The organism is Mucilaginibacter sp. GW821-FHT07H05, from assembly GCF_059418485.1.
Window position 1 is genome coordinate 91,689 of the sequence record NZ_JBWKPY010000001.1, and the last position, 21,005, is coordinate 112,693.

Here is a 21,005-nt window from a genome sequence, read left to right on the forward strand (position 1 = left end):
TAATTAAAAATAATGTTATTAATCTATTTGGCGCACACGGATCTTCACGGCCGGGTTACCCTGGTATACGGCATATTCGTCCAGGTTTTTATTGGCAACCGACCCAGCCGTCAGCACACTGTGCGATGCCGCTGTAACGCCCTGGTTAACAATTGCCCCGGCACCTATCCATACGCCATCGGCTATCACAACCGGATTGGTTATTAAATCGAAAGCCTGTTTTTTATAATTATGGCTGCCGGTTAGTATAGTTGCCCCGTGCGAGAGGCAGGCATTGGCGCCGATGCTTATTTGTACTAAACTATCAATCCAAACATTTTCACCTATCCAGGTGTGTTGCCCAATGCTTAAATTCCAGGGATATTTGATATTAACACAGGGTTTTATCACTACTCTCTCAGCAATATTTGCGCCAAATAAACGCAAAAGCGACCGCTTAACCGCGCTGATGGGAACCAGGCTGGTTTTAAAGATAACGGCATTTACATAGAACCATAAAAAACGTTTTAACCCGTTACCGCCCGGATTGTAGGCCGTATTTTGGTATAAGGACAGATCAGTTGACTTCATGGGTTTTATCTGTTTTTTTGGATTTGATCCAAAAGTATAAGCTTACCATAATTACGATGTAAATAAATAGATTAAATACCGTGTGATGATCTACTATTTGGTTTTTACGCCTGTCCCAAAATAAAGCCAATAGCACCAGGCGCATTACATTTAATACCTGTATGCCAATTATACCGCTTATTAAAAAAATGATCTTGGTCTTCAGCTGTTTGGGATAAGCGATTACAAAGGCTGAAAAAAAGCTGATAACACCTATACCCAGGCAAGTATAAACTACCTGTAACAGGCCGCGGCCTGCAACCAATATCTGGTACTTATTGCTAATAACCGTATAGCCAAAGCATTTAAGCACGGCTACTGTAGATTTAATGAGGAGCCAGCGGATACCATCAATATAATTAAAATAACGGGCAAGGAAAGCATTATAATGCCCCCCTGGCGACGTAAGCCCAAAAAACAGGATATTAAAATAATAAAATACCAGGAACAGTACGATAAACGTAACGATAAACCTGGCCGGTCCGTTATTTTTTTGAGCCTGTATCATTACGCTCTCGTTTTAATAATTCATCAATTTTAATATCCACCACCATCCTGAACCAAAAGGCCTGCATAAAATGGAACATGATACCCGTACGCCCATCTAAAAAACCTAATTTAAAAATAAGGCGATGTGTAAAATACAGGAAGGGCCTGATAAACAGCGGCATTTTCCACCACAAGCGTTTCAGCCAGGCGGTGCGCTCATCCGGCGAACCCCAAAAATCAGGTGTTACTGTTTGATCCCTTGTTTTTTTTATTCTTTCCACCTCTTCCTGCGCTAACAGATCGCTGTAGCGGTTGTGTTTTTCTATCCAAAAACCAATGTTATTCTCTTTCAGGTTTTCTTCAATGATCCAGCCCTTTTTCCAAATCGTTGTTTTGCCCGGCACAATAAAACGATGGTCCATATTCTCATTCAGGTCAGAATATCCCACGCCATACCTAAACATTTTAAGCAGGTAAAATGGGAAATAGCCTCCATGCTTTATCCACTTTCCCTTAAATATATATTTGCGGTTAAAATAGATCCCATCAATACCGGCATAACTTTCCGGATCAAAATTAAGCAAGAGTTCTTTTAATTCGGGCGTAACCGTATGGTCGGCATCCAGACAAATTACCCATGGGGTGGTAACCGGAAAACTCTTTAATGCAAAGTCCCATTGTTTAGGATGGTTTTCAAAAGCATGCTGATAAACCATGGCGCCGTAACTTTTGCCTATCTCTACGGTACGGTCGGTACTGCCGCTATCTAAAATAAAAATGGGGGCATGCAGGCCGGTAACCGAAGCCAGTAATCCCGGCAGGTGCAACTCTTCGTTATAAGTTAGTATGATAAAAGAGTAAGCAGCGTTCAAATTAAACGGGCTTTAATGATCATTGATTTCCAAAAATAAGGGACCCGGCCGCAGCCACGGAAGGCAGTGACCTCAAAACCAGCATTGGTTAACAGCCGGCCCAGGGTAGCTGCCGACCATAATTTAATATGCCCGCCCAACCATAAGGGGTTAGCATGTGTATCCCATTTATTAAACAAGGCGAGCATCAGGTTTTTTAAATAACCATGATATGGTGTAGAAATAATGATCTCGCCTTTTGCCGTTAAGGCATCCTTACACAGGTTTATAAATGCTTCGGGATTATATAAATGTTCAATTACTTCAGTTGATATAATAGTGTCGAACTTTAAATGCTGTAGTTCCGCCGGTAATTGTCCGGTTGAAAGATCCTGTAAAAAGAACCTGTCGGGATTGGTTTTACGCGCTATACCGATACCCTGTGCAGATGCATCGGTACCGTACGCATTAAAGCCCTGGGATATGAGGTAATTTACCAAATAACCGTTGCCGCAGCCCAGGTCAAGTATACAGCGATTCGCATTTTTATCAAGTAGCGAAAGCAATGGTTGCTGTAAATATCCAAAAACATGGGTAGCGCCGGCATCGTTATAACCGTAATCCTGGTATTCAGCCATTTTGTATAATTTGTTGATACATATCTGTATACTTTTTAACTAAGCGCTTTTCGTTAAAATCATTCTCTATAATGGCCGGGCCTGTTTTCGCGATCATTTTTAAACGTTCCCGATCGATGCTATTGATGGCCCCGGCAACCGAACCGGCATCGGTTTGGCAGATCCACCCTAAATTGTTTTCCTGTACATAAGCTGCCAGGCCAACCTGCCCGCTTATTAACACGGCAGTACCTACGTGCAGGCTTTCGATCACTACGTTGCCAAAATTCTCATCGTACGAAGGTAGTATTAACAGGTGATGATTGGCCAGCACCGCAAATTTGTTTTCATTTTGAAAGCCTATCCAGCTGATATGATCAGCGATATTGTTTTGTTGGACAAGTAGTTTTAAGCTGTCGGTGTAGCCAGTTTCGCCACTGCCTGCAATGGTTAAATGATAGGGGATGGTAACATTAACCAACGCATTCAGTAAAATATCGAGGCCTTTTTTTTCTTCTATCCGCGAAAAAAACAACAGCTTTAGGGTACCTGTAAAGTCATCCGGTTTTATTGGGGCGGTATCCGGTAGTTCAATGAAATTAGGGAGCGTGAATAACTGCACCGGACTGATGAGTCGTTGAAGCGCAGCTTTTTCGTATGATGAAGTGGCATGGATGCTGCACCGGTTTAACAATGGTTTCCCTAATAAATGATGAATGCATTTTTTAATGAACGCGTTCTTATTATGGAAAGAATAAGGGCTTAGCGTACCGCGGGGCGATACCACAACCGGGACACCACGTAGTAACGCTATAAAACAGGAAAGTACCGAAACCAGGTTCCACCAGGCGTGGATATGTACCACATCGAAGTTTTTTGCCTGTTTCCATACCGCCGCCAATAGCCGCGGCGAAAAATGGCTATGATCTTTTGTGATCCGGTTAAAATAATAAACAGGTACATCGTCAACTTCAACAGGAAAATGCTGAAAGGCCGGTAATTCAGTTTGTCCGTTGGCGGTGGTGGTAAACACCTGCACCATACACCCTGCAGCAATTAATTGCTCGCTCAGTTTTGAAACCGACATGGTGGGGCCGCCATAAATATAAGCCGGTTTATAAGAGGCATTTATCTGTAAAATTTTCAGGCTGATTGCAGTATGTTTTTAGCTCTTAAAAATTTATGGATCATAATCATGGTGATATAACTCCAAAAGACAGCATTAAGGATAAATTCAAAACTAAGGCCCCGCCAAAATATTTGAAACAAGCCCGAAAAGATCAGCGCCGATCCAAGCAGGTAACCGCCAAATAATTCTTCGGCTTTTTGCGAGATTAGCTGGGCTGCTGCACCATATATAAACAGCGCCAAAAATACGCCCAACTGCCCGTACGATAGATAAGCATCAACAATATAGGCCGGCTTTGCCGAAACTTTTGATCCGCGACGGATAACACCCGCGTTGTATACCCGTTCCATCACTAATTCCTCGGTACTGGGTTTACCGGGCCACAAAATGCGCGGTATCACCACAATAGCCGATTGCCTGACTAAATCAAAACCATAATAATCAATTTTGACCGGCGTAGATTCCACGAAATTGGTAAACATATCTATCTCACTTAAACGGAATACCAGAAAGTTCCAGTTCGTATCTTCAATACTGTCATCGCTGTTTAACGCGGCATCTAAAGCGAGTTGTGTGGCATCGTCCTGTGAAGTTTCTCCGCTCCAGGCGTTTTCTCTGAAAATACGCGCATAAGTAGGTAGTAAAAGGAACAAAATAAGCAGCAGGGGAATAAAGGTAGCTAATACTACTTTTTTATAATTAGGATATAAAAATATCCCTAATACCATTACGCTGATAATGATAGGTTCTTTAAAACCGGATACCAGTGCGGTATAAAAATTAGAGAAGTATAACAACAAACAGATAATTATATTCCATGGTTTTTTTTCGGGTATGGCAAAAGCAAGTGCCAGTGTACCGGCTATGAAACTTAACGTACTAAACTGATTAGAGAACTGCGAAAGGCCGGGAACCCTGTTAAAAATAAAGTACGCCGGAAAGCTGATGATAGCCGTATAAAACAGCAAACTCGCGGCGCGCTCCTTTTCAAATACAAATTTTGGCTTTTCGGGGTATTTCATAAATACAAGGATCCCCGAAACAAAGGCGGCATGCCCCAGGCAATAAAACCGCTGGCACTGGGCGGTGATTAAAAGTTTATCCTTATCAATAATAAAGTACGAGCTTATTTTCTCGAAGTTATCATACCCTAATACATTATAAAAGTAAAATATAGATGTGCAGCACATATATCCTGCAAAAATGATCTGCACTAAAATGATGGGCCGCATGAGCTGTTCGCCAAACGAAAGATCGCCCGGCAGGGGCTTAACCCAGCCTGTTAATGTTATTGAAAATATGAAAAACGAACCCAGCCAGGCGATGTAGTAAGATAACACCGGATCGTTTTTGAACAGCAAGGCCAGCGCCCACGGGATGTATAATGCAATAAGCCGCTCGTACGAAACCTGCTTAGGCATAAATATGGCGGGTTAAATCAAATTTCATTTAATAGTTTGTTTTCAATCGCGGCTGCAATATGTTCAAAATCCCATTCTTTTATCAGCAAAGCCGACTGCCTGCCCATTGCTTTTAGATCTGTTGTATTTGCTGTTATCTTTTTTAAACCTAATGTTATTTCATCAATATCACCGCTTTTGAAAATTATTCCGTTGGTTTTAGTTACCAGGTCAACAGCGCAGCCGCATTGATCAGATACCAGCACGGCCTTACCACAGGCCATTGCCTCGTTAACAGCCAGCCCCCAGGTTTCGCCTGGTCCTTTGGAGGGCAGGCAAAATAGATCGCAAGCCTGGTATATTACTGGCATATAGCTTTGGTTTTGGAAATTTAAAAAATGAATATTGGCATGCCCAGCGGCTTGTTTGCGTAGTTGATCTTCCAATACGCCATTACCAACAAATAGCAGATGCAGCGCCTGGTTATTGATCAGCAAAAAAGCGTTTAAAAGCAGTTGCGGCATTTTTTTCTCTTCAAACTTACCTGCAAACAGAATTACCGTATCCTGTATCCCGATGCCCAGGTTTTTACGCAGTTCGGTTACTTCAACCTGCCGGGATGTTGCAAACCTTTCGTTATCAACCGCATGTGGGGCAAAGCTGAGCTGCTCATCCTTTAGACCGTATTTTTTAAAATAGGCCTTGTTGTTTGTCCCGACATAAAAAGCATGGTCAATATGCCGGTAAACCCATTTCAGATAGATGGTTTTCAGTAACGATTTTAACCCTCCCTGCTCATCAAGTAGGGTAGAGTCGCCCCTGAAATACACCGGCACTTTGTTTTTAAAATACCGCATCGCCTTTAAATGGCTGTGATAATTCCAGCCGAATATTAATATGGCATCGGGCTGGTAAGCTCCTATCTGGGCAATTAATCCCGGATTGATAATGCCCTTGCTATGATGCGAGCCGGGTCGCGGTGATGTATTTATTGCCCATTCATAATCATATCCCTCTAATAATGGGATATCCCACTCCACCTGTTTGCCAAAACCGGGGTCGTGTTTTTGCAGGGAGGTTTGGCCCCAGGTATAAAAAACCCTTATATCGATACGCTTACGCTGGTTCAGTAATTTAAAAACCGGCGCGTAATACTGTATGGGGTGGGTGGTAATTATAACAAGTTTTTTCAACTACAAAGTTTAAATACTACTACGTCCGGCTTCAAAATGTTGGATGGCTTTGTCAAATAATCCGGCCTGTTGGCCGGTTAGTTTTTTAGCTGTATAATTATCCATATGGCTGTTGAGTGTAATGGGTTTAAACAGGCCATTAGCCCAATTGGCTAATATTGGGGTTAAAGCATCAGCCATTTCATCAGGAGGGGCATCCAGCGTTAGCACATGGGCGTTTTCGGTACAGCTTTTCAATATTTCTACCGCACTGCTATCCGGATGGAAGATAGCCAGTAAAGGTTTTTTTGTTAGTAGGTAAGGATAAATTTTTGATGCCGTGTATTGTGGGCTATCCGAGCCGGGTATAAACAGGGCATCGGCTTTTTGCAAGGTAATTAGGGTATGATAATAACTTATCCTATCTGTAATCTCCACAATATGATCTTCAACACCGTATTGTTTAGCCAATGGCATAATAGTAGAGATGCCGGTACCCGCCGGGGCATAACTGGTACCAATAAAATAGAACCTTAACTTTTGAAATAATTGTGGATCGTTTTGTAAGCCGGCTTGTATTGCTTCAAATACCGGCGTTATAGCTTTATGCATATCTGCACCGCCGCGGCCAATATAAACGATGTTAACCAAGTCTGGATCCAATAATCCGGGGAATTGGCCCATGTTTTCCTCCGCAATTTCCATATCAGGCTCAAAAGCGCCGAAGGTGATGGTTGCTGCCGGCAGATCCTTTATCTCGGGATAACGTGCTTTCAGATCATCAACATAAGCGGCAGATACACTGATCAGCCCATCCGCATTTTTGATGGCCACAGGCTCCAGGTATTTGTTTAAACGGTAGGAGAACCAGTATTTAGGCGGCTGCTGATCTTTAGGCTTATCGCGATAATAATCGGTATGCCAGGGGTCCTGCACATCTATCACATAAGGTATGCCAAACCGCCTTTTCCAATAGGCCCCCAAAATACAAACCGGGAATTGCGTGGTCGAAAAGTAGATCAAATCGTACTTATCGTCTTTCAACAGCCGGTTAACCTTTTGCCGGTAATACCATAACGATCGTAAGGCAATGCTGCCTAATCCAAATTTTGCAGTCAGCTTTTTATTAAACGCTTTTACCTTATGGATTTTTATTGATGAGGGAACGCTTTGCATCAGCAGGTCGTCCTTCACTATATCCGCGTATCTTTCATCAACCACAACTACTTCGGCGTCCCAGCCAAAAGTTGCAAAGTAGGGCAAGCTCATTCGTACCCGTTGCATATCCGCCGCGTTTGAGGGCGGGAAATAAGGAGATATAATGAGCAGCTTTTTATTCAATTGACCCTAATGTATTTTTAACCAGTTTTAACAATTTACCGCCGTCGTTTTCCCAGTTTAAGGTAGTTTGTCCAATCTGGTAAGCGTCGTTTTTTGAAGCGATTAATAATTGCCTGTCCGTTAGCCAGCGTTTAATTACTTGTGCCAGCTCTTTATGGTCACCTTTTTTATATAGCGCGCCAATTTGTGGATACGCGCTTAACAGCAGTGATTGCGCCGGTGTATCACTGGCTATAACACTTAAACCGGCTTGCAAATAAGTGAATATTTTATTGCTTAAGGCCAGGTTATTATTGATGCAAAATCCGGGTTCTAAAGCTAAACCAATATCAAACCGCGATGCAAAGGCCGCTAATTCATCAGGCGGTAACGGATCGTAAAAAAACACACGCTTGTGCACACCGGCTATGGCTATCAAACCCATCAGATGATCTTTTTGCGGACCGTTTGGCAGATGCCCTAAAAGGTGCAGTTCCAGCGGAAGCCCTTTTAATATGATCATAGCGCCAATTACATCTTCCAGCCCGCGGTTATTGCCAATAGTTTGTGAAAACCAGAAGAGCCTGACCGCACCATCAGTGCCAGCCTGTGGGATCTTAACACCCTGATTTTTTGAAAAGGTGTTGAGGATGGTTTCCGTTGTTATCTGCGGGTAAAGCTGCTGGTATTTTTCCCTGATCAGCGGACTGCTTGCGGTTAAGTATTGCAGATGGGGAATATAGCGGTCTTCAATACAGGTGGTTAGTTTTACGTGCATGTTGTCCGCATCATCAGTAACCTCGTTCCGGTGGAAATCTTCGGCATCAAACGCGCATAATTTGTTATGTTTTTTTGCAGCCTTAACTATAGCAGGCAGTGCCCCCAAATTGTGCCCGGTATACAGATCGGCATCATGTTTTTTTGCTTCGCGGATGAGGAAAAAACTGCTGCGTGCGATAGCTATATCTGCAAACAGCATGGAGCCGGTTTTTTGGGTAAACAACCTGGCGGCTTTATAAATAAGCCTGCTGATGAAATAGGTAACCGGCTGGTGCACAGGATCGCCACCGACCCGGATAGCATTCCATTTTTTAGTGCTTAACAGTTCTTTATCCAGTTCAGTCCCCCAGGCATTCCAGTAGGCATATAATACCGTAACGGCATAGCCGTATTCGCTAAGGGTATCGGCCTCCTTCACCAAACGCGGGTTTAAGGATGGCTGGCCGGATGAAACGATCAGTATTTTATAGCTCAATCAGGTTGGTATTGATCAGCAGCATATCGCTATGGTTCAACTTGAGTTTACCGCGCCCTAATCTATACGAGTCATACAAACTGGAGGGGATAAAATTGTAAGCGCGCAAGTAAGTCAGCAGATCTGATATATAGGTTTTGCACGGGTCAGCAGGATCGAAACCAACTTCAATATAGATCATTTTAATATGGTTTTTCAGCATCGGCTCAAAGCCTTTCAGTACTTCTATCTCGTAGCCTTCCGTATCTATTTTCAGCATATCAATATCAGTTACCTGGTATTCTTTGCAAATATTTAAACCGGTATCAACACAGATCACCTCTTCCTGCGAAAAATCTTTAACGCCCCGTCCGTTGATAGAAGAGATCCCGCTGTAATTGGCCGATTTGTAGATCTTACTTTCGCCTTTTGCACCGCCTAAAGCTTTGTTGATACAGGTAATTTGCAGATGCTTTGCCGTGTTTTTTACCATTTCCCGGTACACATCAGCTACTGGTTCAAAACAGTAAATGCTGGCTTTAGGGAAATGCTTATTTAATGCAGTTGCCGTTTGCCCAACATTGGCGCCTACATCAAAAATAGTTTGCAGGTTAATCCCGGCCCTTTTTAAATCAAGCACAACCAATCTGCCGTTGGGTAAAAACGAAACAGATTTTATATTTAAACGGGTAAGGCTATCAATTATATAACTGATCAGTTGCCCTATTTTAAGCTTTAAACTCATGGGTTAAACAGGTTAAGGTAGTTTTTCGCAATCAGGGTTACGTTATAATTATCGTATGCCGATTTACAGCAGTCGGCCCTGTCTATCTGGCTGATGCGGTTTACCGATGCTATCATTTCCTGCAGGTTATTAACGATATATCCATTAACGCCATCCCTAACCACTTCGGGCACCGACCCGCGGTTAAAGGCGATAACGGGCGTACCGCAGGCCATGGCTTCTATCATTACCATACCAAATGGTTCATCCCATTGTATGGGGAATAGCAGGGCTTTGGCTTGTCGCAGGTACCTGTTCTTATCGGTATCATTTAACGCGCCTACGTATTTTATTTGTTCGTTATCAATATACGGCTCTACCTCTGTTTTATAATAATGCAAATTATCGGCTGTATGAGAGATATTGCCGGCAATAATTAATTGGTGGTGGCTTGCCTTAGCAGCTTGTATGGCTAAATGTACGCCTTTTATGCTATCTAATCTACCCAAAAACATTAAGGGGGCGTGCTCATCAAATTTAGGGTTTAGGGTATAGCTTGAAAAATCGATCGTATTATAAACGGTTGCCCACTTGCCGGCTACGTTACCGGTACTTACACAATAATTGCTGCAGGCCGTAAATATCAGGTTTTGATGAGGAAGGGCGGTTATCCTTTTTATCCCCGATGGTGTTACTTTACGCCCGTAGGTCATGATTTTGTTAACCCTTTTGTTTAAAACAGGCAGCAGATATAGCAAACGCCCGAAATTGTGGATGAGATCAAAATCCGAATGCCGCTGATAAAGATATTTCCACACAAAAAGCATTTCCTTAAGCTTTTGTAAACCAGACCGCTCAAGCGAGTTGATGCCAAAAGTTACTGTTTTGCCGCTGCAATAGGAATCGGGCCCGGCAAGCAGCGTTACTTCATGTCCCAGTCTTTGATACTCTTCTGCAAAAAGATATACCAAACGTTCGTGCCCGCCATAAAGCTGAGGCGGTACCGGTATGCCGGGATCCATGATCAGTAATATCCTCATTTAAGTTGGGTTGATTGCACGATGTTTACATAATTGGCCGCGCACTTTTCAAGTGTCAGGTTTTCCAGGATATACTCCCTCGGTTTAAATACTCCTGTTTGATATAGCTTTAAAAACTCGTTTAGCTTCATCTCGAAATCTGGTATGGATGCAAATTTAAGTCCGCAGCCATCGCTCCAATACGGAACAGAGCTTACCGGGCCAAATTGGATGCGGGGATAATACGATGGGTCCTGCCAGTACCCGCCGCGGTCCCAGGCAAGTATGGGTGTATCAGTAGCCAGTATTTGCTGATAGGCTAATCCCTGCGTTTCGTGCTCACATAAAAAAATGGCAGCTTTCGCTTGACCGAGCGCGGCTTTTAGATCGGCCGGGGCGTATGTGCCATATTTTAGCACGGTGTATTTAAGTTGATGTTTGGATAAGATATCCAGGATAGGCTGCAGTATGCTGGGTACATATTGATCCCGCTCCCAGCGGATCTTATCATATATCAAAAAATCGAAGGGCTTATCCTTTTGCTCACCATCGGGCGACCATTGTTCGGTATCAATACCTGTGGGCCACGCCGAAACCATATCGCCGTAGAGTGGCCTGAACATCTCCACCATCCAGGGACCAGGGACCAGTATGCGTTTGATAGTTGGGCAACGGGCTAACAGATCTGGCTCATCAGATGGGTGCGAGAAAATGCCGGCCCCAAAAACAATAGGGTTTTTCCATTTCTTTTTGAACAGCAAGTGAGGTTTCCCAATAATGCAGGCCGTTTCATCAGGATGTTGACTGATGTATTTATAATCGTTAAACCGGTAGGGGATATGCAGGCTATCCAGCCCCTTCATTAAGTTAAGCGCCACCATCATCACTCCGCCGGGTTTGGCTTTGCCTCGCACTATCCGTCTAATCAGTTTACGCGGATAACGGTCATAAGGCAGCCAGCGGTCGGGATCGGGTTCTTCGTAAAAGAGGTTTAAAGCTTTAATCGATATATTATTTAAATGCGCGCCGTAATCGTAATAGTTTCTCGGTGTTTACAAAGCCAATAGCTTGATATAAGCGCGCTATGGTTAAGTTTTCAGTGGGCCGGAAAGCGGGATTTAGTTGGTAAACCCATTTGTAAGTATCCCGGCCTTTAACCATATCGGTTTTAGCTATCCAGTGTGCCAGGTGCCATAGGGTGTTGCAAGCCGCGTTTTTATGCCTTTGTGTTAACGCCCCTTTGTTAGCTAATTCATCAAAGCTTTCTTTATAGATATTTAGTAAGGCCAAATGGTTGGCGCTTGCCTGCAAACCCGTGCTTTGCTGCAACCGGCCCTTGTTATGTTCCCGGTGCGCAAAAGCAGGATGGGTTATATATCCTGTTTTAGGTTGCTGTATGGCCGCTTCAATGATAAATTTACGATCGTCATAAGCACCATATTCCTGGCGATGGGGGATATCTTTTATAAAGTCTTTTTTAAACAGGTAGGCGCTATAGTGCGATGAATCGCATTCACCCAGCTGCTGGGCTAAAAAATCGTCGCATACCGTCCAGGTTATTTCTTTTAAGAAAGTCTCATCCTCGTTAAAAACCTGGTACCCGGCACAAGTAATATCCAGTTCATGGTGCTCTGCCGCGCTAAATAACTCATCGGTTGAGTTGGGCAGCAGCCAATCATCCGAATCTAAAAAGCGGATATATTTCCCTTTTGCAGCCTCGAAGCCTTTATTTACCGCCCAATCTTTCCCCCGGTTATCCTGACGGATGCCCGTCACGTTATCCTGCGTTGTAAGCCATTCCCAGGTGCCATCGGTACTGCCATCGTCAACAACTATTACCTCGATGTTTAATGCCGTATCAAAGCAACTATTTACAGCTTTGGGCAAACTCCATAAACGGTTATAGGTGGCGATAATAATGCTTACATCCATGTCAGTCAACCACCCTTTCCGATTTTTTTATTTCGCGGGTACCAAACAGTAAACGGTATAGCGGCCTTAATTTTCCTTTTAAATAAGCAAGGGTTTTAAATGGTAAAGTGACTTGCCAGTAGGTAAGTAATGCCGCTGTGTTTTTTGATCGTTTACCCTCGTAGAGATGCTTCAGCAGATTCGCTTCTTTAATGTATGGCATCACCTGGTTATGATAGCCCAAAAAGTGGACTATCGCCGGCCTGGCAATGATTAAATGCCAGTTGGATTGGTATAAGGGGTGTTCAGGATGATTATAAAGTTCGGCTATTCCGTTTAACAGATCAGACTTTATGCCCGATTGGAAATTGACAAACTCGGCTAATATGCTGCCATCATCAGGAATAGGTTTTTGGCCGTTCAACTCCATAGCTAAAGCCATTAAAACTTCATCGTTGGGCCGGTTCCGCAATCGCACAAAACCTATTTCATCGTACCGCTTTTCTAACTCACGGGCGGTTTGGTATACTTTAGCCGCAACTTCGCCATTTTCTAAATAATAGATGCCGCCGTTAAATTTTGGCAAATGCTGGATGTTAAATTGTTTGCAAACGTGTTCGATACTGCCAAACCATTCGCCTTTTGAGATATAAGCACCGGCTACCGATACGGCATGCCCCTTAAATTGTTCAAACACAAAGCCGAGGTTACCATATATCAGGCAATCGCTATCAATAAACAAGGTTTGACCTTTATCAGCCAGTTTATCCAAATGCAGTTTAGGCGAAAACCCTTCGCCCAATGCGCCCGGTTTGATATCAATAACCTCAATTTTTGATAGGATGTCAGCCGGAATATGCTGTTGCTGATCTGTAACCAGCTGAAAAATGATGCTATTATCCTTGTGCCATAAAAAAAAAGAACGGGCCAGGTTAACCGCCATATCCAGGTATAGCTTTTTGCCGGTGGCTATAGTTAAAACGTATCGCTGCTCAGTCATCCTTTTTTAAGGTTTTTGCAGACGAAATGATGCGGAAACAATATTCATACACCTTGTTACTGGTTAACTGGGTTGCAGACAGCCGGCAAAACGTTGCAAAAAGCTTAACCATCATATAAACCCTACGCGCAAAGGTGGGCACCGGTATGGTTAATAAATGCGCTTTAGTTTTTGCTTCCATAGAATTGGTCATGTGCCAATTGCGGGGGGTACTTTCCAGATAACCTTCGTGCGTTATACCTAAACCGTCAACCGGGTCGAGAATAGCACAGGTGATATTTTTTTCCTCAAAGGTTTTCGTCAGGAAGTTTTCAAAACCATCCTCGCCCAGTTTATCACCTTTGGGTGATGTTTCCAGCAAGTTAAACGCTTCGCGGATATGATGTGTATGGCACAGGCAGGGATTGGCCGAAAAGCCGAAAGGCGCCTTGTATAAATGGTTGCCTAATGGTTGTGTTTTAAATTCGGGCTTTAACGGGCCATACTGACTTAATAGTATTTCGGCCCAGTTTTTATTGTTTTCCAGGTAGTCCATCATCAGGGCTATATCTACTTGCTGATGAAATGCCCAGTCGTCTTCCAGCCAAAAAAAATAGGGCGTGTCAATCAGCTTTAAGGCTTTGGCTATGCTGTTTACATAACCGCGCCTTTCAGTGTGCTGGATAATAACATCAGGGTTTATCTGAACGATAATGGTCGGGTCAATCTGCCCGTCAATAGCCAGTATTATTTTACTGAATTCAAAACTACAGGCTTTTTTAAATGAAGCATAAGATTTTTGAAGCAGGTGTTCGCGCCCCTTGCAGGTGAAAATGACTAAAGTAACGGCCTTATGGGTTGACATAATGTAGCAATCGTTTAACTGTATGTTTCAACTGATCTTTTGCTTGAGGTATTGCAGGTATTTCACCGTTTTCCAGCCGAAGGCCCGGGCCAACGCATGGTTTAATCCCTTTTGATAGGGATTGAACTTAAAATGAGGCGCTAACGTTTCCGCGTTTTTTTGCGCATCGGCTGCCAGGTCTGTATAATAGGGGTAAAAACTGTACGCATTTTCCCAAAACAAGCGGCCCAGTACATTTTTCAACCTTGGGTCGCCTTTCCTGTTCTGCAAATGCTGTGCTTTTAATTTAGTTGCCTGCAATATATTACTGCACGATTGGTGGCTTCGCTGCGCACTCCAGCTATTTAATGTGGTGAACTTGCGATAGTAGTTGACAGCGTTATGAGCATATTTAATGCCTTTTGAGGCAAGTATCACCCGGCAAAAAAATTCGCCGTCATCGTCTGGACTACGCATTTCGTTCCACGGGCCGGCTTTGTCAATTAATGCTTTGGGCGTTAACCAGGCATTGGGTTGTACCATCCCGCCATATTCGGGCCCTATCATCGCCCCGCCATATAGTTTTATTAAAAAATCAACCGGATCATCCGATCCTGCTGATACCCACTCGTGTTGCAAGGGATAGGACAGGGGATCGGTACCATCCTGGAAATGAATGGTGCCACACAAGCCAACATAACCGGGGAAATCCATCAAAACCTCCATCTGCGTCTTAATTTTATCGGGGCTTAACAGGTCATCCGCATCCAAAAACTGAATATACTCGCCCTGCGCCTGCTTTAACCCATAGTTGCGGGCCACACTGGCCCCCTGGTTTTCCTGCGAATATATTTTAATGATGTCACTATCGAATTGCCGGATTATGGCCAATGAATTATCGGTAGAGCCATCGTTAATCATAAGGATCTCCTTATTCGGCCAGGTTTGATCCAAGGCCGATTGTATGGTTTGCGCAAGGTAGGCTTCGGCATTATAAACAGGGATGATAATGGAAACTAAAGGGGCTATCATTTATCTTCCCGAATTAAATATCTCTATCCAGCGATCTCTTAATGAGGTACCGGGCGGAACGGTATTGTTATTAAACCAGGGCTGTTTAAGCATGGTCATATATTTATCCGGATCTTTATCCAGTGCAATTACCTGGTCTATTAAGGGGCTAAAATCCAGCTTATTAAACTGCAGTTTCATTTTATATACTTTCCCAATTGATTTTAGCTTACGCTGAATACGGTCTTTCGGCGATTTGTAATACATGGGCCGGATATCGGTAAAATTAGATTGCGACCGCCTTTCCAGAAATTGTACAAGCGGTGAATTATTGGTGTTAATATAATCGGGAGCGTTCAGGAAACTTTTGGTGTTAAATATCGTGCCGATGTCAGGGTCGCCGCAGTAAATGGGGATACTTTGGCAAAGCATGGCATCGTACAGTTTTTCGGTTTGATAACCCGGGTAAACGTAATTTTCAAAAGCGATGGTAAACTTATACTGCGAAAGAAACCGGTGTTTGATATCCCACTTATCATCTCCGGGCCGGCTATCTATGGGAGGTATATTATTCATGCTTTTGCCCGGCGCGTCTATTTTTTTATATTTGGATAGCTGCCTGAAAAATTCTTCGCGGTAAGGCACCCGGTGCGAATACAGGAAATTACAGAACCCGGTTTTTGAAGCCAGGATAGCTTCAGCATCCCAGTCTTTTTTTACCAGGTCTTCGGGGTTTAGATTATGCCATTGTATCCGTTTGTATTTAGGATCGTTAACCTGCTGCTCCGGCGGAATGCCAAAAGCCCATTCGCAGCAAGTCAGGTCGGGTGTAATATTCTCACAAAAATAGCCAATGCGGACATAAGGCCCCGGTACAGGGATATCATTACCATAAGGCGCAAAGAAAATATAATCGGGCTGGTCGCTTTCTTCAAAATCAAATGTATCGGCTACCACATTCAGCACTTCGTTAAGGGCCATTTGGTAGGTTATGCCGTTTTGAAATTTAATCCTGATCTTTTTTTTCACTGCTCAATAAATGCTGCATCAGTTGCCCGGCTATAATTCTCCAGGTACTGATACAGCTGGTAATATATTTTGCTTAATTCTTCCGGGGGGATCGTTTCCAAACCGGGCGTTTCTGCCGATGGACTGCCCCGTTTACGGAAGATGATCTTACCTATAGCGATCTTCATTTCCGAGTAAAACGAGATATCAGACCTATCGCCTTCGTAGTCATATTTTAGCTGGCCTATGCGCCCTTCTGCCTTCAATTTAGCGTCATCTGTCTTGGATGTGACATTACCCGGGGTATCCACGCTAAGCGAATTATAGCCGGTATAATAAACAATGTCCGCTTTTAAATAGGAGCAGCGCAGCGCGTATTCCCAATCCATCATTGCAAATTGCGTGTCGTACAACCCCAGGTAGCTTAACGCGCTTTTCCTGATCAGCATGGAGATATCGCTAAACGTAAAACAATTTACCATGCCGGCTTTCCATTTTTTATACTGATCAAACCGGTTAGCTTCAGTAATATTCTGAGGCGATAAAAGCGCTGTGGACAGACAATTGGAAATACAGATATCAATCTGCGGATTATTTAACATATAATCCCGGCATTTGCGGATGGCTGTATAATGATGCACGTCATCATCTATTATTTTTTTGATGATGGTGCCCTTAGCCATAAGCATGGCCTTGTTCCAGCCGTGTGCCTGGTTGTGGTCGGGTTCCGAAACCAATTGGTGGATCTTGCCTTGCTCAAACAATTGCTGCAGGTATTCTTTGGCACCATCGGTACTGTTGCCATCAACCACTACAATCTCCTCGTCAGGCTGCAATGCGCCCATCAGTTTTTCTAAAGTGATCTTCAGAAAAGGGAGACGGTTGCGGGTAGCAATGATGTAGGAAAGGGTGAAAGCGCTCATTCAGTTGACTGGTTTATGATCTTTTTCCCATTGCGGTATAATTGATAGGGGAGCTTTAAAAACAGGCCACTCAATATAGAACTTAAGCTATTACCGAACTTAAGTGCTTTTAATTTGAGCAAAGCATATTGAGTGATGTAAGGGAATGCGTATAAATTATTACCGCCGAAATGGAGGATAACAGGCGAATAACTGCCAATGGGATACCAGGGGCGGTGATATAATTCACCCGGTTGCGGGTTGTTTAATTGCCTTGATCCTTTCAATACATTTAATACAGCCGGATGGTGGTCTGTGTATAGATCCGTCATGAAAGTCCCGTTATCAGTTATAGGTGTTTGGTGATACACCATCATCGCTATGGCGATCAGGATCTCTTCGTTGATCCATTTGTTTTTTAGCCGGCTAAAGCCCATCTGATCATATTGCGGGGCCAAATCCCTCGCAAAATTAAAGACGTTCTCTGCAATGGCAGTTTTGGCTATAAAGTAGATGCCGCCGTTAAACCTTGGGAGCTTTTTTATTCCAAACGCGTTTTCAATAACCACGGCGTCGTCAGGGCCGCACCATTCGGCTGCATTAACTATGGTGCCAACCACCGAAACATCTTTTCCGTTAAATGCACTAAATACAGGTTCCAGACTATCATAACATAAACAATCCGAATCGATGAACAATGTGTTTTCGGTTTGCAGGTATTGATCTAAATAAAGCTTAATGCCTATACCTAATGCGGCATGTTCTTCCGTAGCCTTAACTATTTTAACCCTTTTTTGTAATGGATCGGGGACCGGGAAAGTTAAATTGGATATGATATAAATGTCGATATCGTTATGCAGCAGTACCGATTGCGCGCAATTAAGGGCAAACTGAACATAGCTTAGCTTATTGGTGGCTATGGTTATTACCGAATAGTTATGATCGAAAACCGGAGGCAAAAACGAGGTGCTTTATATTGAAATTATCCTTATGCCATACCCAACAGCATCTGAAGTTTAAACAGGGTAGTTTGGGCCATAAACTTTAAATAAGAGCGGTGGTGCCACTTATAACTAAAGTAAAACCGGGGTATCTGGGTTAATCGCTGAAAAGCTTTTTTATCAACGGTTTTAAGCGATTCGCTGCCTAAATGGGTTACAATAGAGGTGGAGATCAGGCAGTTTTTTACTTTATATTTTTCTAAGGTATTTGAATAATCATAATCGCAATACCAAAATGTAAACTTTTCATCCAGTAAGCCAATCACATCAAAAATTTCCCGCTTAACAAAAATGCACCAGCCAATTAAAACGCCAAAGTAACCTTCAAATGGCGGTGCGCCCTCGGCAAAGCCCTCCTTTTTGTGAAAGTTGGGGCAATAGGGTACCGCACTTAGCATCAAGGGATCGTTATTCATCGCTTTTAATATTTCGGTGGCCCAGCCTTTATGAAATATCAGATCGTTATTGCAAAGGCAAACGTATGGGTTATTGGTTTTTTTAATCCCGATGTTGAGATATTTATGAAAACCGAATTTTTCCTGCGGGTAAATAGTAGTTGAGTTTGGAAACTGATAGGGCTGCAGTGTTTTTTCCGATTCTATTACCACTACATTAAAATGGACCGCTTTCGGATCTTCGGAAGCTAAAAGGGTTTCGATAGTTTGTATGGTCAGCCCTTTTAAATGGTCGTTTTTAGCATAGCTGAGTATGATAATGTCAATGTGTTTCTTTGCGGTCATTAATTAAAATTATAAAAAGGAGCGCCTTTTTTAAACAAATATTTAAACCCAAACTTGATGAAATATCCCGGTGTTTTATAAAACAGATAACCTTTTTTAAAACGCGCCAGGTACTTTAAAGCCAGGGCATAAATTTGCTTGTTGGTATATTTATTTGCCGCGCAGGCCCAAATAAAGCTATTGAGGGTTTTATATTCCAGATGCCCCATTTGGGTATTACTTAGGTTGAGGCAGGTGGCCGGCAGATGCTTTTCCCACTTGCGATGAAATGTTAAAGCATTTTCTATCCAGGTAGTGTTTACTTCGCCTAATGAGGCATGGCTGATCAGTACATCATTAATACAGTATACTTTGCCGCCTGATTGATGCAACTGCATGCAGATATCCGCATCGTAAAAATGAAAGCCTTTAAAAGTAAACGCATCAAAACTGATTTGATCGAACGCCTGCTTTTTAATGCAGAGCCAAACCCCATCTAATATAACAGCTTCCCGTTTTGCAATGCCATCAGCGTTTGATTTTAAAGCCGCCGGGTTGTTTTTATCGGCTTGCAGCAAGTGTTGGTATTGTATACCGTTCCCCCACCATGGCCCGGGCATAAAAGCGCAGTAAGGCGTGCCTGCCACACCGACTGCCGCTACCTGCTCATCCCCGAAATGGGCTATCACATTTTGGCCCCAGTTTTGGGTATGATAGGAAATATCATCGTGCATAAAGCATAGTATAGGGTGCTTGCTGTGTTTTACGCCAAGATTATAAGCTTCGCAAATGCCATACTGGTTGGCGGAATTATCTATCAGGATCACCTCATGTTCTACACCAATGGTTTGCTTGATATTATGGGCTAATTCCTGGTTTAACACTGCGGAGCGCGAACAAATAATGATAGATATCATGCCATCAACTTATTTATAATCGCATAAATATCAGGTGGGATAACATCAGAATTGTATTTGGTCAGTATCAATTCTTTTCCTTTTGCCCCGGTTTTATCCCTCAGTATTTTATCATGATACAGCCGGTAAATGCAGTCGGCCATCTGGCCGATATCCAGGTATGGTGCAAGCAGCCCGGCCCCTTGATTAATCAGTTCGGGGATCCCGCCGCTGTTTTCAAACGCGATGATGGGTTTTTGTAAAAAAGCGGCTTCCAGCGCTATCAATGGAAAAGGATCTTCGCGCGATAGCAATACAAAAACATCAAACTGACTGATGGTATCCAGGGGGCTATCATTTGGTTTGATAAAGATCAATTGATCGCGGATGCCGCATTTTCCGGCATCGTAAATCAGGTTTTTCACATAGGTGTTTTCTTCATCGGCACCCAGCCAGGCAATTTTGAATTTTAAATCAGGGTAGCGTTCTGTCAATTTTAAGGCAAGAGGGATAAGCAGGTCGGCGCCTTTTCGCCATTCGGGGGTGCCGCCGGTGCCTATTATAAACTCGCCGGCCCCGATGGGCAATGGTGGAACGGTGCCTACGGTTACATGAGTATCTATAAACTCATATTGCAGTTCAATTTGATGCTCGCTTAAACCATAGTTATGGATCAGATTGGTTTTTACCGCGTTTGAAACCGCTATAGTTTTATCAACCAATGGCAGGTTTTGGGTAAGATATACTTTGCTGAAACAATAATTTAACGCGTACGATAGTTCATGGATACAGCAAATTGTTTTTACCTGATGATCCTGCCTGAACCGGTTTAGCCAGGGCAGGCTTACAACCGTGTTGCCATAAACAAGGTGATATTTGTTATGCGCAAGCCGGTCTGTTACCCCTTTTACTTTATCGGCCGATAAATTGAAAAACTTCTTTTTAAGCCTGTTGATAACGCTATGCTCGTTAAAGAGATCTTCTGCTATGTAAGTTTTAGCAATGGCCTCAAAATCGGGCCGCAACACGCCGTCGTTTAATAGTAATATATCAAACTGCAAATTGGTGTTGGCCTTTATCCAGCGCAGTAAATGCAATAGCACTATCGGGGCGCCGCTGCGTGAAGCTTCGTGACTGATAAATAATACTTTGTTTGGGGCGTTTGCCAAA

At 43.2% G+C, this 21,005-nt stretch carries 22 protein-coding genes; all 22 read right to left on the reverse strand.

The genetic code is table 11. The features are described 5' to 3' along the window. Positions 1 to 18 precede the first annotated feature (18 nt). The 22 genes from AC07M6_RS00420 to AC07M6_RS00525 all read right to left on the reverse strand — a co-directional run bounded on the left by AC07M6_RS00420 (position 19) and on the right by AC07M6_RS00525 (position 21,004). Positions 19 to 570 (reverse strand): WcaF family extracellular polysaccharide biosynthesis acetyltransferase, encoded by a 552-nt coding sequence (locus tag AC07M6_RS00420; protein ID WP_494886645.1) that lies wholly within the window; start codon positions 568 to 570, stop codon positions 19 to 21. Next, positions 557 to 1,117, reverse strand: coding sequence for an exosortase Y (gene xrtY, locus AC07M6_RS00425; RefSeq protein ID WP_494886646.1), 561 nt, complete (start codon positions 1,115 to 1,117; stop codon positions 557 to 559). Before xrtY ends, AC07M6_RS00420 begins: the two co-directional genes overlap by 14 nt. Beyond that, complete coding sequence (locus AC07M6_RS00430; RefSeq protein WP_494886647.1) at positions 1,095 to 1,970, reverse strand: glycosyltransferase family 2 protein; 876 nt, start codon at positions 1,968 to 1,970, stop codon at positions 1,095 to 1,097. Before AC07M6_RS00430 ends, xrtY begins: the two co-directional genes overlap by 23 nt. Then, a complete protein-coding gene (locus tag AC07M6_RS00435; protein ID WP_494886649.1) occupies positions 1,967 to 2,587 on the reverse strand; it encodes a class I SAM-dependent methyltransferase in 621 nt (206 codons plus the stop codon). Before AC07M6_RS00435 ends, AC07M6_RS00430 begins: the two co-directional genes overlap by 4 nt. Further along, entirely contained in the window at positions 2,580 to 3,719 is a 1,140-nt protein-coding gene (locus tag AC07M6_RS00440; protein WP_494887626.1) for an XrtY-associated glycosyltransferase XYAG1, read from the reverse strand. Before AC07M6_RS00440 ends, AC07M6_RS00435 begins: the two co-directional genes overlap by 8 nt. Next, complete coding sequence (locus tag AC07M6_RS00445) at positions 3,710 to 5,116, reverse strand: exosortase Y-associated Wzy-like protein (RefSeq protein ID WP_494886651.1); 1,407 nt, start codon at positions 5,114 to 5,116, stop codon at positions 3,710 to 3,712. The genes AC07M6_RS00440 and AC07M6_RS00445 overlap by 10 nt, the downstream gene beginning before the upstream one ends. 17 nt (positions 5,117 to 5,133) lie before the next feature. Beyond that, positions 5,134 to 6,288, reverse strand: coding sequence for a glycosyltransferase family 4 protein (locus AC07M6_RS00450; protein ID WP_494886653.1), 1,155 nt, complete (start codon positions 6,286 to 6,288; stop codon positions 5,134 to 5,136). 9 nt (positions 6,289 to 6,297) lie between these two features. Further along, positions 6,298 to 7,608, reverse strand: a complete 1,311-nt coding sequence (locus AC07M6_RS00455) for a glycosyltransferase (RefSeq protein WP_494886654.1) — start codon at positions 7,606 to 7,608, stop codon at positions 6,298 to 6,300. Next, the gene (locus AC07M6_RS00460; RefSeq protein ID WP_494886656.1) at positions 7,601 to 8,842 is read right to left on the reverse strand and encodes a glycosyltransferase family protein; all 1,242 of its coding nucleotides are present in this window, start codon (positions 8,840 to 8,842) and stop codon (positions 7,601 to 7,603) included. Before AC07M6_RS00460 ends, AC07M6_RS00455 begins: the two co-directional genes overlap by 8 nt. Beyond that, a complete protein-coding gene (locus AC07M6_RS00465) occupies positions 8,832 to 9,566 on the reverse strand; it encodes an FkbM family methyltransferase (protein ID WP_494886657.1) in 735 nt (244 codons plus the stop codon). The genes AC07M6_RS00460 and AC07M6_RS00465 overlap by 11 nt, the downstream gene beginning before the upstream one ends. After that, positions 9,563 to 10,585, reverse strand: coding sequence for a glycosyltransferase family 4 protein (locus AC07M6_RS00470; RefSeq protein WP_494886659.1), 1,023 nt, complete (start codon positions 10,583 to 10,585; stop codon positions 9,563 to 9,565). The genes AC07M6_RS00465 and AC07M6_RS00470 overlap by 4 nt, the downstream gene beginning before the upstream one ends. Then, positions 10,582 to 11,478: a hypothetical protein gene (locus AC07M6_RS00475; RefSeq protein WP_494886661.1), complete on the reverse strand. Its 897-nt coding sequence runs from the start codon at positions 11,476 to 11,478 to the stop codon at positions 10,582 to 10,584. Before AC07M6_RS00475 ends, AC07M6_RS00470 begins: the two co-directional genes overlap by 4 nt. A 97-nt stretch (positions 11,479 to 11,575) precedes the next feature. Next, positions 11,576 to 12,496 carry a glycosyltransferase family 2 protein gene (locus AC07M6_RS00480; RefSeq protein ID WP_494886662.1) on the reverse strand — a complete coding sequence of 307 codons (921 nt, stop codon included), beginning with the start codon at positions 12,494 to 12,496 and terminating at the stop codon, positions 11,576 to 11,578. 1 nt (position 12,497) lies between these two features. After that, positions 12,498 to 13,475, reverse strand: a complete 978-nt coding sequence (locus AC07M6_RS00485) for a hypothetical protein (protein ID WP_494886664.1) — start codon at positions 13,473 to 13,475, stop codon at positions 12,498 to 12,500. Then, complete coding sequence (locus AC07M6_RS00490; RefSeq protein WP_494886666.1) at positions 13,468 to 14,319, reverse strand: glycosyltransferase; 852 nt, start codon at positions 14,317 to 14,319, stop codon at positions 13,468 to 13,470. The genes AC07M6_RS00485 and AC07M6_RS00490 overlap by 8 nt, the downstream gene beginning before the upstream one ends. A 27-nt stretch (positions 14,320 to 14,346) precedes the next feature. Beyond that, positions 14,347 to 15,330: a glycosyltransferase family 2 protein gene (locus AC07M6_RS00495; protein ID WP_494886667.1), complete on the reverse strand. Its 984-nt coding sequence runs from the start codon at positions 15,328 to 15,330 to the stop codon at positions 14,347 to 14,349. After that, positions 15,331 to 16,338, reverse strand: coding sequence for a glycosyltransferase family 10 domain-containing protein (locus AC07M6_RS00500; protein ID WP_494886668.1), 1,008 nt, complete (start codon positions 16,336 to 16,338; stop codon positions 15,331 to 15,333). Next, positions 16,335 to 17,240, reverse strand: coding sequence for a glycosyltransferase (locus AC07M6_RS00505; RefSeq protein WP_494886669.1), 906 nt, complete (start codon positions 17,238 to 17,240; stop codon positions 16,335 to 16,337). Before AC07M6_RS00505 ends, AC07M6_RS00500 begins: the two co-directional genes overlap by 4 nt. After that, positions 17,237 to 18,178, reverse strand: a complete 942-nt coding sequence (locus AC07M6_RS00510) for a hypothetical protein (RefSeq protein ID WP_494886670.1) — start codon at positions 18,176 to 18,178, stop codon at positions 17,237 to 17,239. The genes AC07M6_RS00505 and AC07M6_RS00510 overlap by 4 nt, the downstream gene beginning before the upstream one ends. 29 nt (positions 18,179 to 18,207) lie before the next feature. Continuing rightward, complete coding sequence (locus AC07M6_RS00515; protein WP_494886671.1) at positions 18,208 to 18,960, reverse strand: glycosyltransferase family 2 protein; 753 nt, start codon at positions 18,958 to 18,960, stop codon at positions 18,208 to 18,210. Beyond that, on the reverse strand, positions 18,960 to 19,856 hold the full coding sequence (locus AC07M6_RS00520; RefSeq protein ID WP_494886673.1) for a glycosyltransferase: 897 nt from the start codon (positions 19,854 to 19,856) through the stop codon (positions 18,960 to 18,962). Before AC07M6_RS00520 ends, AC07M6_RS00515 begins: the two co-directional genes overlap by 1 nt. After that, positions 19,853 to 21,004 carry a glycosyltransferase family 4 protein gene (locus tag AC07M6_RS00525; protein WP_494886675.1) on the reverse strand — a complete coding sequence of 384 codons (1,152 nt, stop codon included), beginning with the start codon at positions 21,002 to 21,004 and terminating at the stop codon, positions 19,853 to 19,855. The genes AC07M6_RS00520 and AC07M6_RS00525 overlap by 4 nt, the downstream gene beginning before the upstream one ends. Between the last annotated feature and the right edge of the window lies 1 nt (position 21,005).